Raw genomic sequence first — 15,211 nt, forward strand, 5'->3', positions numbered from 1 at the left:
GCCATAACTAGTCAGCGTCACCAAAGCCTAGGCTTTTCATGGCGCGGGCGTCATCAGACCAGTTTGCTTTGACCTTGACCCACAGCTTTAATACGACTTTGTGATCAAACAGGCGCTCCATATCCAACCGCGCCTCGGTCCCGATTGATTTCAAGCGACTGCCACCGTCGCCGATCAAAATTTTCTTCTGTCCTTGCCGCTCAACGTAAATCGTGGCGTGAATCTCGGTAAAACGCTCACCCACGTCAAAGCTTTCAATCGCGACCGTCGCAGAATACGGCAGCTCGTCACCCAATTGTCGTGTGATTTTTTCGCGCACGATCTCAGACGCCAAAAATCGAGAGCTTCGAGTCGTGACTTGATCCTCGGGGAATATCGCCTCACCTGCTGGGGATAGCTTGACCAAGGCCTGGACTAAGCGCTGCACATCACTGGGCGTAAACGCCGACACCGGCACAATTTCGTCTGCCCCCGATTTTTGATAAAGCTCCTCTAAATAAGGCAGCAAACGACCTTTATCGTTAAGCAAGTCGACTTTGTTGACCACCAGTACTAATTTGGCCGAGTGCCGTTTAACTTGTTTAAAGACTCGCTCGTCATCGGCATTCCAGTGGGTGCGGTCCACGATCATACAGATAATGTCAGTATCCGCCATCGCCTGAGTTGCCGCATGGTTCATGTACTCATTTAAAGCCTTTTTGTGCTCCGAGTGAATTCCGGGCGTATCGACAAACACGAGTTGAAAATCTCCCTCGGTGTGAATACCGAGCAAAGTATGTCGCGTGGTTTGGGGCTTGCGGGAGGTGATACTGATTTTTTGACCCAGTATGTGGTTAAGCAGGGTCGATTTACCGACGTTGGGGCGCCCAACTATGGCAACAATCGCCGATTTTTTTATCGCTTCTGTCATTGTAGTCTATCCAATATTTTTTGCGCGGAGGTCTGCTCAGCGCGACGCCGACTGCTGGCGCTCGCCGTTTCTTGTAAGCCCTTACTCGGTACCCGACATTCGACAACGAAGACTTTCTGATGATCTTCGCCACGCGTCGCTACCAAGTGGTATTCAGGCAGCGCTAAACCCCTGCCTTGCAGCCACTCTTGCAAGCTTGTTTTCGCATCTTTACTCGCAGCAAACGAGGTCTCGTCATTTAAGCGATCGCGAAACCAGGCAAACACCACCCGCTTTGCCGTTTCAAAGTCGGAGTCCAGCAGTATCGCCGCGGCAACGGCCTCTAGGGCGTCAGCCAGTATCGACTTGCGCCGATGACCGCCACTTTTGCGCTCGCCCTGTCCTAGCTCTACGAAATCGCCCAGATTTTTTTCTCGAGCGATGGCCGCGAGCGTCTCGCCCTTTACAAGGTAAGCACGCCGCCGGCTCATTTCACCTTCGGGGGCCTTGGGGTAACGTTTAAACAGAGCTTCGGCGACAACATGATTGACCAGAGAATCCCCTAAAAACTCCAAACGCTCGTTATTTTTTGCTCCGACACTGCGATGCGCCAAAGCCAACTCTATGAGACTGAGATCGTTGAACTGATAGCCGATCGCCTGTTGCAAAGCACTCAGCTGCAAAGCTGTGAGCCTCAACGGATGCCACCGACTCGATCAAAGCTCGGCGTACTCAGTACTGACTCCCAATGCATCCAAATTGCAAAGGCTTTACCCACAATGTCTTCCTCGGGGACTTGCCCCCACACTCGACTGTCGCTTGAGTTGTCACGATTGTCGCCCATCATGAAATAATGCCCGGGCTTAACCACTTCTTTAAAGTCTCGCACTGGCCGCAAGGGGTCAAATTGTACGTCTCGTGTCTCGCCATTTGGCAAGGTTTCAGACAGCAAGTGATAAGGCCGACCGCGTTCGATCACTACGTCCACGAAATCGAGCGCAAGCCTTTCACCATTTACCGATAGCTGCTTATTTTTATACTCGATCACATCACCGGGAATACCGATCACCCGCTTTATGAAGTAGGTTTTGTTTTGGTGCGGCGGAAAAAACACCATGACATCACCACGCTGCGGTTCGCTAATATCCAGTACCTTCGTTCGCGCCACCGGCAACCGCAAACCATAAGTGAACTTATTGACAAGGATGTAATCCCCTACTTGTAAGGTGGGCACCATCGAAGATGACGGGATTTGAAACGGCTCGACGATAAAAGAGCGCAAGATAAATATGACGAACAAAACGGGGAAAAACGAGCGTGCATACTCAACCAAAACAGGCTCTTCTAAGGGTGGAACGTCCAGCGCTGCACCGCTAGAGATCGCTTCATGCCGCTGCCGACGCCGCGGCGCAAAAACCAAGGCATCGGCTAGCCAAACGAGCCCACTGACCGAGACCAACACCAACAAAATTAACGGAAAATCGAATGACATGGGGGTCCCTTAATTGTCTACTTGCAATACGGCCAAGAACGCCGCCTGGGGCACCTCGACGCGACCGACTTGTTTCATGCGCTTTTTACCCGCCTTTTGCTTTTCAAGCAGCTTGCGCTTGCGGGTCGCATCGCCACCGTAACATTTCGCTGTGACGTTTTTGCGCAAAGCCTTGACTGTTTGCCGCGCTACGACCTTTCCACCCACCGCCGCCTGAATAGCTACATCGAACATCTGCCGAGGAATCAGATCTTTCATTTTCTCGGTTAGGGCCCTGCCACGCGACATCACGTGATCTCGGTGCACGATGACAGCGAGAGCATCGACCCGTTCGCTGTTGATCAGCACGTCCAAACGCTGCAGATTTGCCGGCTCAAAGCGCTCAAAACTGTAGTCTAACGAGGCGTAACCTCGAGAGACTGACTTCAAGCGATCAAAGAAATCTAAGACCACCTCTGACATAGGCAAGTCAAAGGTGAGTGACACTTGGGAACCCAAGAACTGCATGTCTTTCTGCACACCTCGTTTGTCTATGCAAAGGGTAATGACATTGCCTAAGTAGTCTTGGGGCACCAAAATATGCGCTCGAGCAATAGGCTCGCGAATCTCCTGAATCAACCCAGGATCCGGTAGGGCACTCGGGTTATCGACATTAATGATTTCACCATCTTTCTTTTCGACTTCGTAAACGACCGTTGGCGCAGTGGTGATGAGATCTAAATCGTATTCACGTTCAAGCCGCTCTTGAATAATTTCCATGTGCAGCATGCCCAGAAAACCGCAACGGAAGCCAAAACCAAGCGCATCAGACGTTTCGGGCTCATAAAACAACGAAGCGTCGTTTAAGGTGAGCTTACCGAGAGCGTCACGGAAATCCTCGTAGTCATCGGTAGAGACCGTAAATATGCCCGCATACACTTGAGGTTTGATCCGCTGAAACCCTGGCAGAGGGGGCGTCTCTGGGTGCTGAGAACTTATTAAGGTGTCCCCCACCGGGGCCCCCAGAATATCTTTAATACCAGCAATCATGAAACCCACTTCGCCGGCTCGCAAAGACGCCGTCTCAGTGCGCTTGGGTGTAAAAATACCCACGCTGTCGACTTGGTGCGTTTTACCATTCGAGCGAGTAATCACCCTGTCTCGTTTCTTTAACGTGCCCTGCACTACACGCACGAGCGACACGACACCCAAATAGTTGTCGAACCAAGAGTCGATAATCAGCGCCTGCAACGGTGCGTCGTAATCGCCTTCAGGAGGCGGAATCATGTGCACAATTTCTTCCAGCACCTGATCCATCCCAAAGCCAGTCTTCGCGCTGCAGGGCACAGCGTTAGTTGCGTCGATGCCAATAATTTCCTCAATCTCGACTTTGACTTTTTCAGGCTCTGCTTGAGGTAGGTCCATTTTGTTGAGGATCGGAACGACTTCTAGGCCCTGCTCGATGGCCTTGTAGCAGTTGGCAACGGACTGGGCTTCTACACCTTGTCCGGCATCAACCACGAGCAAAGCGCCTTCGCACGCCGATAGAGAGCGAGACACTTCGTAACTGAAGTCAACGTGCCCGGGGGTGTCGATAAAATTCAGCTGATAGGTCTTGCCATCTTGCGCCTGATAATTCAGGGTGACACTTTGCGATTTGATCGTGATGCCACGCTCTCGCTCGATGTCCATCGAATCAAGAACCTGCTCGGCCATTTCACGCTCGCTCAAGCCTCCGCAAATCTGAATCAAACGATCAGCAAGCGTAGATTTACCATGGTCAATGTGGGCAATAATCGAAAAATTGCGGATATGTGTTAGATCGCTCAAGCAGTGTTCTCGCTGGTGAATTAAAGGCAGTGGATGCGCGGGGGCAATTGTAGCCTAAGCACGCCCCCCTCGCCATCCTCACCCACTACCTGTCGTGGTAAAACCCCAACGAACTATGGACTGGGGACCCGCAACCCACGAAACATGGGCGAACCCCTTCGATTTAGACGCAAGGGTATGGACTGTCCAGGGTCAAGCTGTGCAACGGCCTTATCGAAGTCAGCGACACTGCGAATTGGACTCGAACCCACCATCGTAATAGCGTCTCCCGGCAAGATACCTTGCGCTGCGGCGGGCGATTCCGGCACGACTTTTTCAACCACCACGGCCGCACTGAGACCCAGCGCCTCCAAGGTCTGCTGGTCCGCATTTTTAACCACCAATCCCAAGAGATTCTCTTCACTCGACTGGGCGCTTGCTAGTACCGGCTTACTCCGCTCGGGTAAAGCACCCACTTCAACTTTCAAAGTTCGCAGGGTGCCGTCACGCATAACGCTGACCTCGACCTTACTACCGGGCTTAACCAGACCCACAACGTGCGGCAACTGGGAAGAAGTTTCGATCGTTTCACCGTCAAAAGTCATAATCACATCACCCGACTGCAAACCAGCCTCAGCAGCGGGACTTTCGTCTACCACATCCACCACGAGAGCGCCTCTTGGACGATCCAAACCAAAGCCCTCAGCGAGGTTCTTGTCTACGTTTTGGATGCTCACACCCAACCACCCGCGCTTGACTTGACCACCGTCGCGGAGCTGGTCAACAACATCGCGCACAACACTGACAGGAATCGCAAACGAGAGTCCGATCGATCCACCCGAGCGGGTGTAGATTTGCGAGTTGACCCCCACCACTTCTCCTGCCAGGTTGAACAAGGGTCCACCGCTGTTGCCGGGATTAATCGCAACATCCGTTTGGATGAACGGCACGTAGTTGTCGTTTGTCTCTGTGGGCAACGATCGTCCCATGGCACTAACGATGCCAGCGGTGACGGAAAAGTCCAGACCAAACGGAGAACCGATTGCCAACACCCACTCCCCGACTTTAAGCTCGTCTGGCTGAGCCAAGGGCAGAGTTGGCAGATCCTGAGCCTCGATTTTCAGCAGTGCCAAATCTGACAATTCGTCAAGCCCCACAATAACGGCATCGTATTCTTGGCGATCCGAAAAGCGCACCACCACCGCATCGGCGCCTTCGACCACATGATTGTTGGTCACAATATAGCCATCTTTGGTCAATACGAAGCCCGAACCCATCGAGCTGCGAGGGCGCGGCGAATTCGGCATTCCACGGGGATCAAAAAATCGCTTTAAGTAATCAGGCAGGGCATCGTGATCAAACGATTCCGACTCGGCGCGATTTTGGCCCGCCTTATACTCCACGAGAATTTTAACCACGGCCGGTGCGCTGTCTTCAACTATTTCCGTAAAGTCGGGCAAACTTGATGCAGCACTGAGAGCGCTCCACACGACCAATACTAACGCGGTAAGCCACCGTTGTGGTGCCATACTTCTCCTCCTTTAACGACTAACGACAGCCGCTCGATTTGAGCGACTCATTGAAAAATCTTCGAGCGGCAGGCGCTCGATCACTACTTTCTATGGGAGCTTTCGGATATTTCAAGCATACCCGCTATTTCTTGCCGCACCGAAGTCCGTGTCAGCGACCACATTGCGCCAAAGCCTAAACCGACCAACAGGGCCACTACTTGTGCCCCGACCTGCGCGGGCGAAATCAGAGCGACCAAAGTGGCCAATGCCATAGCTAACAACAACGGTTGCACGTAAGCGAGAAAAGCCAACTTCAAGAGGCCGTTGGCTGGGAGCACCAAGTGAATGGCATCTCCTGCCGCAACGGCTTTCATTGAATCGCCCAGAGGCAAAGTGAACGTTTGCGCAGGCCTGTGATTGTTGAACGCTCCGTGCCCACATCCAAGTTTCGCCGAACAACTGCCACAGGTGCTCTGCCTCGATCCCAAAACATCGACACTCTGCCCATCTTCTGAAACGCCAACAACGACTAAGGATTCACTCAGCACGATCGGACCACTCAAGACTTTCGACCAACATCCTTGCGGTATTGATCGGAATTTCACCGATCACAGAGACCAAAGCCGCGCCCTGTGAGGTTTGTAAACCGCGGGTATAGGCCAAGGTCGCGCCACGATTCACCATGCCTTCACCCAAACGAATCTCGCCTTTGGGCTGCTCAACAAAAATGCTGAATGTTGACAAACCATCCGTGTACGTTCGCGCCTGCACGACTGCAGCATGACTCATCGATGCCTCCTCAAAGCCAGCAGGCAACCACCCCAGCGACCAAGAGGAGCCGCCCTCATTCGCCTGGGGTTGCGCAGTATCAGGTAGTGCTGCCACGCTTGGAACCTCGTCGCCTTCCACCTCTGGTTTGCTCGCCAACGACAAGGCTCTCAACTCGACATTCTCCAGCGCATTAGAGCCGCTGAAGGTGGTAGAGCGAAGCACTATGTCATTTTTTTCATCGACGACCAATTGAAAGCCGTGCCGATACACGTCTTTCGGCAAGGCGGTAATGATCGTGGCCGTATCATCGCCCAACATTTGTCGCTCGACTCGAAACTTGTACCACTGCGCGACACCACAGCTGTGTTCGGGCTCGAGCAGTAAACGATGACTCATGTTGTCGCAGTCGCTGCTGTGATCGGGAATTTGTACCGAATAATTGCCGTCGGGATCTGGCATCCCACGAGTAATCACAATCTGCTGCGACCCTACGGCAGTCTGCACAACCGCTCTTGCAGCAAAGCTCGGGCCATGTCCTGACTGCATGGTCTTACCCAATACTCGCAGCGCTTCTTCATCTTCGGCGTTACAACTTGTCTCAGCCCATCCAAGGCTTGGACACGCTGCAATGACGAGAACCGCAACAGCGCAGGCAGTTTCTATCCGCATAGCTTAGCGCTTACCCGCCTGCGCTTCCGCTCGGGCCAGCGTTCCTGTCATGACAGTGACCGGCGTATGCAAGGCACCCGCTGTCGCGTGTTGGCTCGAGTACAGCTCTAGCCGCTGTCGGGCCAACTCTTGATACAAACCCTCAATCGGGATAGGCGCTGGCGAACGCATGACCTGGGTCTGTCCATAGCTCGCTGGAATCGCCTGTAAACCTGCCGAGTCGAGCGGCATTACGGGCATTGATCGCACAGTAGGCACCGCAGACGCAGCAATCGTCGTCGCTTGAGGCTTGGTATCTTGCTGCACCTGCAAACCAACCAGAACACCCAAACAGGCGACTGAGGCTGCTACCGCAAAAGGCCGTAGTGTCTTGAACAAGTGCTGGCGACGTTTTGGGCGCACGCCCGACTGCATCAACTCGTCTCGAACGCGATCAGCGACGCTGAGACTCAAGACTGTAGCCGACGTACCCAGCAAAACTTCGCGGTTGATATGATAACGCCCCCAAGTCTCGCGCAAGCTGGGCTGCTCATTTATACGCTTCAGCAAGCGATTGGCGGAAAACTCATCGAGGTCTCCATCCATGAGCCGTGACAGCAGCTCGTCGTCTTCACCAGTTCTCATATCCTGCTTAATACTCACTGACACCTCTCTATTGGGCATAATGTCGTTCGCCATTCATTACTGCAGCCACTTGCCTATCCACGGTCTCTCTGCCTCGAAAAATTCGCGACCTCACCGTTCCTATAGGACACTCCATAATAGCGGCTATGTCCTCGTAACTTAGGCCATCAAACTCGCGCAGGCACAGCGCAGTTCTCAGCTCATCTGGCAAGTCAGCCACCGCTTGGGTGATAACCCGCTCCAACTCTTGCGATGCAATTGCCGCCTCGGGGCTCTCATGGTCTCGCAGCTGTTCTCCGTCATCCTGCAAGACCGCATCGTCAATATCAATATCGACTAGGGGCGTGCGTCGCGCTCGAGCCACCAGATAATTCTTGGCAGTATTGGTGGCTATTCGAAACAACCAGGTGTAAAACGCGCTGTCGCCGCGAAACTGCTCGAGAGCCTTATACGCCTTGATAAAGCTTTCTTGCGCTACATCTTGTGCCTCGTCGCTATCCTTTACGAACCGCCTGATCACGCTCAGCACTCGGTGCTGATATTTGATGACCAGTAGGTCGAAGGCACGCAAATCACCCTTCTGCGCCCTTTCAACAAGCAATCGATCCGATTCCTCGTCTGTTACTGAGCCACCGCTCACGCAATCTCCTCAATTCGTTTCGCTCTTATTGGACTGAATTGCGCGTCAATCGCTTTTTCCGTCTCACTGCTTCTAAGAGCACTAATTTCTGCTAAAGTTCCGCGTATTGTGCCACGGAGTTAATTTTTCTCATAAACCCGCTTCTGGCCCCGTCATATTAACTGACTTTATGCGAGATGTTATTAACGAGATGGCTACTACACACTCTGAGTACGACGTTGTTATTGTGGGTACAGGTGCCGCTGGTATGGCGCTCGCGCTGCATTTGCCGACCCACCTTCGCATCGCTTTGCTGACAAAATCAACACTCAACCAGGGCAGCACGTATTGGGCGCAGGGTGGCATGGCAGCCGTTGTTGACGCGAATGACACTGTGGAGTCGCACGTACAGGATACGTTAATCGCCGGCGCCGGACTCTGCAACCGTGATGCCGTCGAATTTACCGTGTCGCGTAGCAGTCGTGTGGTCGATTGGCTCGTCGAGCTGGGCGTGAACTTTGATCGCTTAGAAGAACACGAGCAGCAAGGCACTGGCTTTCATCTGACTCGCGAAGGGGGTCACAGTCACCGTCGCATACTGCATGCCGCCGATGCCACAGGTAAAGCGATATCGAAAACCCTAAGCAAACACGTTGTCGCAGCCAGCCACATCGATGTGCTCACCGAACGTGTTGCGGTGGATGTGATCGTACAGGATGGGCGCTGTCGGGGCTTGTATGCTTTGAATACGCGAACCGGCTCGGTGGACACATTCCAAACCAATGTGGTGGCACTCGCTACGGGCGGCGCGAGTAAAGCCTATCTTTACACCAGCAACCCCGATGGCAACAGTGGCGATGGCATCGCCATTGCTTGGCGTGCAGGTTGCCGAGTTGCCAATATGGAATTCAATCAGTTCCACCCAACCTGCCTGTATCACCCCAAAGCCAAATCGTATCTCATCACCGAAGCCATCCGAGGCGAAGGGGGGCATTTGTTACTGCCAGACCGGCAGCGATTCATGCATAAATTCGACGAGCGCGGAGAACTTGCCCCCAGAGACATCGTGGCGCGTGCTATAGATCACGAAATGAAGCGATTAGGTGCGGACCACCTACTGCTCGATATCTCGCACAAGCCGGCAGCCGAGGTCTTGACACATTTCCCCAATACTGCGAAGAAGTGTTTGGAGTACGGCATCGATATTACCAAAGAGCCTATACCTATCGTACCAGCGGCTCACTACACCTGTGGCGGAGTGGTCGTCGACCAACACGGCTGTACCGATATCGTGGGCCTATACGCCATCGGAGAAACGTCGCATACCGGATTGCACGGCGCTAACCGAATGGCCAGTAACTCGTTGCTCGAGTGTCTCGTTTATGGAGAATCTGCTGCGAACCACATCAAAGAGACTGCCCTGACCTCCGGCGCGAAAGTCTCAGTTGCAGACTGGGATGAAAGCCAAGTTACCGACTCAGATGAAGACGTCGTGATATCACACAACTGGGATGAACTAAGACGCTTTATGTGGGACTACGTGGGCATTGTGCGCACCGACAAACGACTGGAACGCGCTCAGCACCGCTGCGACATGCTCCGCTCCGAGATCAACGAGTATTACGCCAATTACCGAGTAAGCAACGACCTGCTCGAATTGCGTAATCTCAGCGTTGTCGCGGATTTAATGATCCGCTGTGCGCGGCAACGCAAAGAGAGTCGCGGGTTGCACTTTACCTTGGACTACCCTGTCCCTGAGGATCAGGCAACAGATACTGTACTCGTGCCCAACTAGGGCTCGCTTTTTGCCTCTCGAGCAAGCGACCGGAACTCTGCATCTGACAGCTGCCACGAGCATATCCAAGCGCTGCGCCCCGCGCGGTCAAAACACCAGAGCAAACCGGGTACGACCGCGTAGACCTTAACTGGCCGAATCGGCATGAGAGCTACGCTTGCGGTGCCCCAGTGAGTTTTCGAATCGTCACAACCAAAGCGGCAAACTTGGGGTCATCCGGCTGAACGCGCTGCATGAGATAGGCATAAAGATCTTGGTCTTGGCACGTCATAAACTGCTCGAAGGTCTCTCGATCTTCGGCACTCAAATTCGCGTAGTGTTGATCGACAAAAGGCTCCAACAACAAGTCAAGTTCTAACATGCCGCGCCGCGCCGCCCAGCGCATTCGGTTAACTTCACCGGCTTCAACCATGATCTTATCCAAACAGTCGTAAAAAAACGTAGTATACTGCATCGCGTCTTTGAATGCTTACGGGACGCTCACCCATACTTGTTTTTGACGCGCTTTGACGAAATCTGCTTATGTTTAAGGTAACCCCCAACACCTATTTCTCGGCTCTCGAACTTATTGGCCCAGACGCCGCAAAGACCCTGCAAGGTCAGCTGACAAACGATGTGGAAAGCCTTCGCAACCACAAGGGCCTTAACGGACTGCTGTGCAATTTAAAGGGGCGTGTTGAGTTGGACGTTAAGGTCTACAAGCACTCACCAGAACAGTTAACGCTGGTTGTGCCCACGGCGAATATTGACGCATTGAAACGTCGGCTCGCGCCGTACGTAGCCTTCTCCAAAAGCCGCTTAAAGGAGCTTAACCTAGAAACTCATAGCCTTGTCATGGCGCCAGACCCGATTGAGACGCCAGCAGGGCTTTGGTTTGATGAACTCGGGGTGATCAGCCCGCAAGACATCGATCAGCTAACGCACCCGCACACGGCGAGCTCAATCGATGAATTCCATCATTGGCGAATCCACTCTGGCATGGTTCAACTCACCACTGAGCAGAGCGGCCTTTACACCCCACAAGCACTGAGTTTGGACCGTTTAGGGTATGTCAGCTTCAAGAAAGGCTGTTACATGGGACAGGAAATCATCGCGCGCTTGCACTATAAGGGGCAATCCAAGCATCAACTCGCCCTCTTGCACTGCTCGCCCGGTCTTGCAACCGAGTCTAAAATAACAAGTCAAGCAGGAGACTCAGTGGGTACCATTGTCGATGCCGGTGCGAATACATCAGGTTACTACCTTGCCAGTGTTCGGCCACCCACAGACAGCACAGCCGAATACTTCGTGAGCAACCAGCCAGCTGATTTACTCAAATTATTTAGTCCGTAGGCACTGTGAGGTGCTGGCTTTGCCCGTGTGCTTTGCGGTACCCTGCTCGGTTAACTGCCAACGGTTTTGATTAACACATGAGCAACACCGCGCCCGACAATCTCGAAATCCCCTGCTTGATTCTGTCCGACCAGAGGCAACAGCGCGGCGCACTCAAATTTGGTAAAAACATCAACGAGTTAATGTTGTCTGTTCCGGCGCTGCCTGAACCCGGAGACATACCAACTCCCCCAGCCCAAGTGGGCGAGACGGGGCAATTATTTATCCCCAGCGCTGCTGACACGCTTTGCCTTAACGTTGAAATCCTTACCACAGCGATAGACCATGTGCGCCTGGTTGTTCTCGAGTTAAATACGGCCGATGAGCTAAGGTTACGCGAACGTGTGCGTGGCGCTCCGGACAGTAATTCGAACACTAGCCGTGCCCGCGTGCTCACGCTGGAAGAAAAACGAGCTTTACTTGAGAAAACCAATCACTATGTTCTGGCTCAGCTCCAAGAATTGTTCGACGACATATTTCTGGCGTTGGTTGCCGATCTTCAAACCGCCTCATTAAACCCAAAGCTGCTGCAGGCTCAGCAAGAGGTATTGTTTGAGGGAATGCGGACGGTAGCAATCGTAAAGCCCAGAATGCTCGAGATCCTAATGCGCGATCTACAGCGGCGACTTCACGGCAGCCCCGAGGTCAAAGCGAACACACACACAAAACGCATAGACCAGATTACTCAGGAAGAGCTCGATCTGGTGGATCTGAAAGAATTCGAGGAAAGCCTCGCTGTCAAACGTTTATTGCGCTTGGGTGAAGATCACCACCGCGGGGTATTCGAACTCATGATGATTCGTTACGCGTCGCTAAAGGGCGTCAAGCCCAGGCCCAATCTGTTACCGCTGTCGCTTAACTTATTAATACCTAGCTTGAAACGCGCTCTCAATCAGCGAGAAATCCCGAACGAACTTAACCATCGCATCTTTGACTTCTGCGGTCATTTGCTGCTGCGCAAAGCAAAAACGATGTACGCGAATATCAACCTTGTTCTCAAGCAAGCAGGGCTTGAACCAGAAGTCGAAAGGCGTCTGGAAACGGGGGCGCCGCTGTTACCGTCGCAACCCAACCCATCGAGGCCGCGGCGGGTTAAACCGAAAATCGAAAGACAGCCTAGTGGTGCTCAAGAACAAGATTTAGAGTTAAGCGCGGTCGCAGCAACTCTGCCTGACAACAATTTCGTGACGCTGCAGGTCGACAAAGATAAAGCCGCTTTCATCGAACGTTTAATGGCATTAATGGGGAATACCGAAGACCCCAATGAATTTTCAGACAAATTAGTCGCCGACATGTTCGCTCAAGTCAAGAGCGACGCAACCCTCAACCCCACTCTGGGGGCAGCTATTGAGTCCCTGCAAACACCGATGCAGCGAATTGCGCGCGAGGACCCCAACTTCTTAATCAACAATCAACACCCAATGCGGTTGGCGTTTGATCAATTAACGCAGCTGGCTCGTGCGGATTTATACCCCAACCCTAAACTGCAAGCGCGTGTTGTCGATTTAATTGCGCAAGTTGGACAAAATCAGGCTCTAGACTCCGAATCGGCGGCCGAACTCGCTGAGCAAACCGCCGCCATTCGGCAGCAACAAGAACGGCAATTTCACCGCAATATTGAGCGTCTGCGGCAAGTTGAGCAGGGGCAAGTGCGCTACCGAGACGCTCGCTTGGCCACCTTGCGTGAACTGCAAGATGCTTTACCGAGCACCCAAACATCCGCCAGCCTGTGCAATTTAATTGCCAACGGCTGGCTGGAGCTAATGACCCTTAATCGACTGCGCAGCAAAGATCCTGCGTCAGAGGCCTCGCGACTCAGGGCAAACATTGGTCTTGTCGTCGCGGTGTTGCAGGCTCGCGTTACCAACGCGAACATCGAAGCGAGTCAGGTGACGGCGGCAACCGAATTGTTAGGCAGCATCGAGAGCGAGATTTCCGAGACTTTACCGACCCGAGTCAGTCACGTGAGACACTGTGCGGCATTGCGCAGCGAAGTGTGCGGGCAGCATGAAATCGACCTGGTGAATGTCTTTGATACAGGACTGTTTAGAGCGCTTAGCGCGAGCAATCTGCGCGAAAGACTTCAGTCCCTTCCTCGCTTGAATCGCCTCGTCAGGAGGGCGCTTGCTATACCCGTGGACACTTGGTTAAGCGATGCCGCGCAAGAACGTCGCGTCTATTTAGCGTGGCACAACCCAGACCAAGACCAATTTGTATTTGCCAACGAACGAGGCCAAAAGACCCTAGACACCAATTTGCTGGGGTTTGCGCGCTTGCTACATCGTGGCCAACATCCCATTCGTAGCATCGAAGAACTGCCGATACTCGACCGGCAACTCCTGCAACGACTCCATGAATTCACCCCACGGAGACTCGAGTCCACGAAGTATTTCGGTGCCACCAACGCACTATCGAGTGACTCGTTTGCAGAGCAAGTTGTGGTGTCGAGCCAGCAAGCAATGGAACAGCGTCAATCGATGCACCTTGCTTTGTTCGCGGCGAGTAACATTGATCTCGTCGCCGCCCTCTATGACAAGGTGATCGTAGAAGCCTACGACAACACATTGATCGATGCACTGACCAGCCACCTAGCCGACGAACAAATATTGGGGCACGTTGCTAGCGGCAAGATTGGCGTGATTTTCTTCGGAGAATCGGATGTCAGTCTGCGCAAACGGCTGAATAGCTTAAGTCGTAAACTGAATCAACTCACCATCGCGACCGGTAACGAAGTCCTGCCATTGGAAGTGCAATGGGCAACACTCCAGGTCGACTCCGCACTAAAAGAGAACGATGAAGCAATCAATATCTCAAATACCTCAGCAGTGGCGCCCCCGGGGTCAACGCTCACACTCTCGAACATGCGACGCAACAGCCCTGCGGATGATGAGCATCTGAGAGCCAATTTTGACCATACCGCGATCGCTTTATTTGCGTTCCACTCGCACTGGACCAACTACCACAGTGAAGTCGTCGAAAGGCGCATTGAGTTCCGACTGCAAGACCTTGAAACCGAGGAAGAAATTCAATCGCCCTACACCACTTACCGCAATGAACTCCACCCTGCGATAGACCGCTGGCGCATACAGGCAGTATTTGCGTGGCTTCGGTCATTAGCTGAGCAGGAGCGAGAAATACCAAACTGCGTCATCGATATCGCCAGCACTAGCCTCAATGAGCTTACCTTCTGCGATACCTTACTAGACGATATATCGGAGTATGGCGTTGGCACCAATAAACTGTACTTTCGCGTAGACTTAAACAACACCCTAGCCTCGGTCGAATCACTGCAAGAATTCACGCAAATACTCTCAGATATCGGTTGCCGAATTATCGGCAGCAACGTAATGAATGCAGACCCCAGATGTCTAACCTCCGCGACCTGTGATCTCCTAGAGGTTACGGACCACAACGCGAGCGACACGAGTGAGCAGCAGCTACGGCAGCTCGATAGCGCGCGATTATTGGGTCGTCCAATAGTATTTTTAAATCCACAAGGCGAAAGCTCAGTTCCCGAGTTCTTGCTCTCACACCTCAGCGGAGAAGAGACATTGCGGTCCGCCATCAAACCCCTAAGTCAGATCACTCGCGAACTTGATACATTGAAGCATTGAGCGCGATTTGACCCAAGTCAAGCGACCGAAGACGACACTGCGATAAGCTACCAGCTTCTTTGTGCAAC

General features: G+C 53.0%; 13 protein-coding genes. 3 read left to right on the forward strand and 10 right to left on the reverse strand.

The window, feature by feature from the left end; translation table 11 throughout:
• Positions 1-7 precede the first annotated feature (7 nt).
• The 9 genes from era to rpoE all read right to left on the reverse strand — a co-directional run bounded on the left by era (position 8) and on the right by rpoE (position 8,384).
• Positions 8-910, reverse strand: a complete 903-nt coding sequence (era, locus tag ACTF5Z_RS00180) for a GTPase Era (RefSeq protein ID WP_423848918.1) — start codon at positions 908-910, stop codon at positions 8-10.
• Positions 907-1,572, reverse strand: coding sequence for a ribonuclease III (rnc, locus tag ACTF5Z_RS00185; protein WP_438984017.1), 666 nt, complete (start codon positions 1,570-1,572; stop codon positions 907-909). Before rnc ends, era begins: the two co-directional genes overlap by 4 nt.
• A gap of 11 nt (positions 1,573-1,583) precedes the next feature.
• Entirely contained in the window at positions 1,584-2,381 is a 798-nt protein-coding gene (gene lepB / locus ACTF5Z_RS00190) for a signal peptidase I (RefSeq protein WP_438984018.1), read from the reverse strand.
• 9 nt (positions 2,382-2,390) lie between these two features.
• On the reverse strand, positions 2,391-4,190 hold the full coding sequence (lepA, locus tag ACTF5Z_RS00195; protein WP_438984019.1) for a translation elongation factor 4: 1,800 nt from the start codon (positions 4,188-4,190) through the stop codon (positions 2,391-2,393).
• Between the two features lie 113 nt (positions 4,191-4,303).
• Entirely contained in the window at positions 4,304-5,698 is a 1,395-nt protein-coding gene (locus ACTF5Z_RS00200; protein WP_438984020.1) for a DegQ family serine endoprotease, read from the reverse strand.
• A gap of 83 nt (positions 5,699-5,781) precedes the next feature.
• Positions 5,782-6,228: a SoxR reducing system RseC family protein gene (locus ACTF5Z_RS00205; RefSeq protein WP_438984021.1), complete on the reverse strand. Its 447-nt coding sequence runs from the start codon at positions 6,226-6,228 to the stop codon at positions 5,782-5,784.
• A complete protein-coding gene (locus ACTF5Z_RS00210; RefSeq protein WP_438984022.1) occupies positions 6,218-7,120 on the reverse strand; it encodes a MucB/RseB C-terminal domain-containing protein in 903 nt (300 codons plus the stop codon). Before ACTF5Z_RS00210 ends, ACTF5Z_RS00205 begins: the two co-directional genes overlap by 11 nt.
• 3 nt (positions 7,121-7,123) lie before the next feature.
• Entirely contained in the window at positions 7,124-7,798 is a 675-nt protein-coding gene (locus ACTF5Z_RS00215) for a sigma-E factor negative regulatory protein (protein ID WP_438984023.1), read from the reverse strand.
• Positions 7,773-8,384, reverse strand: coding sequence for an RNA polymerase sigma factor RpoE (rpoE, locus tag ACTF5Z_RS00220; protein ID WP_438984024.1), 612 nt, complete (start codon positions 8,382-8,384; stop codon positions 7,773-7,775). The genes ACTF5Z_RS00215 and rpoE overlap by 26 nt, the downstream gene beginning before the upstream one ends.
• A 190-nt stretch (positions 8,385-8,574) precedes the next feature.
• Here rpoE and nadB point away from each other — a divergent pair, with 190 nt between their 5' ends.
• Positions 8,575-10,158, forward strand: a complete 1,584-nt coding sequence (nadB, locus tag ACTF5Z_RS00225) for an L-aspartate oxidase (RefSeq protein ID WP_438984025.1) — start codon at positions 8,575-8,577, stop codon at positions 10,156-10,158.
• A 151-nt stretch (positions 10,159-10,309) separates the two neighbouring features.
• Here nadB and ACTF5Z_RS00230 read toward each other — a convergent pair whose 3' ends face one another.
• Complete coding sequence (locus ACTF5Z_RS00230; RefSeq protein ID WP_423848908.1) at positions 10,310-10,612, reverse strand: succinate dehydrogenase assembly factor 2; 303 nt, start codon at positions 10,610-10,612, stop codon at positions 10,310-10,312.
• A 68-nt stretch (positions 10,613-10,680) separates the two neighbouring features.
• On the opposite strand from ACTF5Z_RS00230, the gene ygfZ reads away from it, so the two are divergent.
• Positions 10,681-11,490 carry a CAF17-like 4Fe-4S cluster assembly/insertion protein YgfZ gene (ygfZ, locus tag ACTF5Z_RS00235; RefSeq protein ID WP_438984026.1) on the forward strand — a complete coding sequence of 270 codons (810 nt, stop codon included), beginning with the start codon at positions 10,681-10,683 and terminating at the stop codon, positions 11,488-11,490.
• Positions 11,491-11,567: 77 nt separating this feature from the next.
• Positions 11,568-15,143 (forward strand): DUF1631 family protein, encoded by a 3,576-nt coding sequence (locus tag ACTF5Z_RS00240; RefSeq protein WP_438984027.1) that lies wholly within the window; start codon positions 11,568-11,570, stop codon positions 15,141-15,143.
• Positions 15,144-15,211: the final 68 nt, after the last annotated feature.

This window comes from Aequoribacter sp. (assembly GCF_965659035.1).
In the GTDB taxonomy this organism is placed as follows: Bacteria; Pseudomonadota; Gammaproteobacteria; order Pseudomonadales; family Halieaceae; genus Aequoribacter.

What these genes read in the sequence shown, in the direction of transcription:
- era (WP_423848918.1), bottom strand. Translation starts at nt 910, where the DNA reads ATGACAGAAGCGATAAAAAAATCGGCGATTGTTGCCATAGTTGGGCGC.
- lepB (WP_438984018.1), bottom strand. Translation starts at nt 2,381, where the DNA reads ATGTCATTCGATTTTCCGTTAATTTTGTTGGTGTTGGTCTCGGTCAGT.
- ACTF5Z_RS00200 (WP_438984020.1), bottom strand. Translation starts at nt 5,698, where the DNA reads ATGGCACCACAACGGTGGCTTACCGCGTTAGTATTGGTCGTGTGGAGC.
- ACTF5Z_RS00210 (WP_438984022.1), bottom strand. Translation starts at nt 7,120, where the DNA reads ATGCGGATAGAAACTGCCTGCGCTGTTGCGGTTCTCGTCATTGCAGCG.
- ACTF5Z_RS00215 (WP_438984023.1), bottom strand. Translation starts at nt 7,798, where the DNA reads ATGGCGAACGACATTATGCCCAATAGAGAGGTGTCAGTGAGTATTAAG.
- nadB (WP_438984025.1), top strand. Translation starts at nt 8,575, where the DNA reads ATGGCTACTACACACTCTGAGTACGACGTTGTTATTGTGGGTACAGGT.
- ACTF5Z_RS00230 (WP_423848908.1), bottom strand. Translation starts at nt 10,612, where the DNA reads ATGCAGTATACTACGTTTTTTTACGACTGTTTGGATAAGATCATGGTT.
- ygfZ (WP_438984026.1), top strand. Translation starts at nt 10,681, where the DNA reads ATGTTTAAGGTAACCCCCAACACCTATTTCTCGGCTCTCGAACTTATT.
- ACTF5Z_RS00240 (WP_438984027.1), top strand. Translation starts at nt 11,568, where the DNA reads ATGAGCAACACCGCGCCCGACAATCTCGAAATCCCCTGCTTGATTCTG.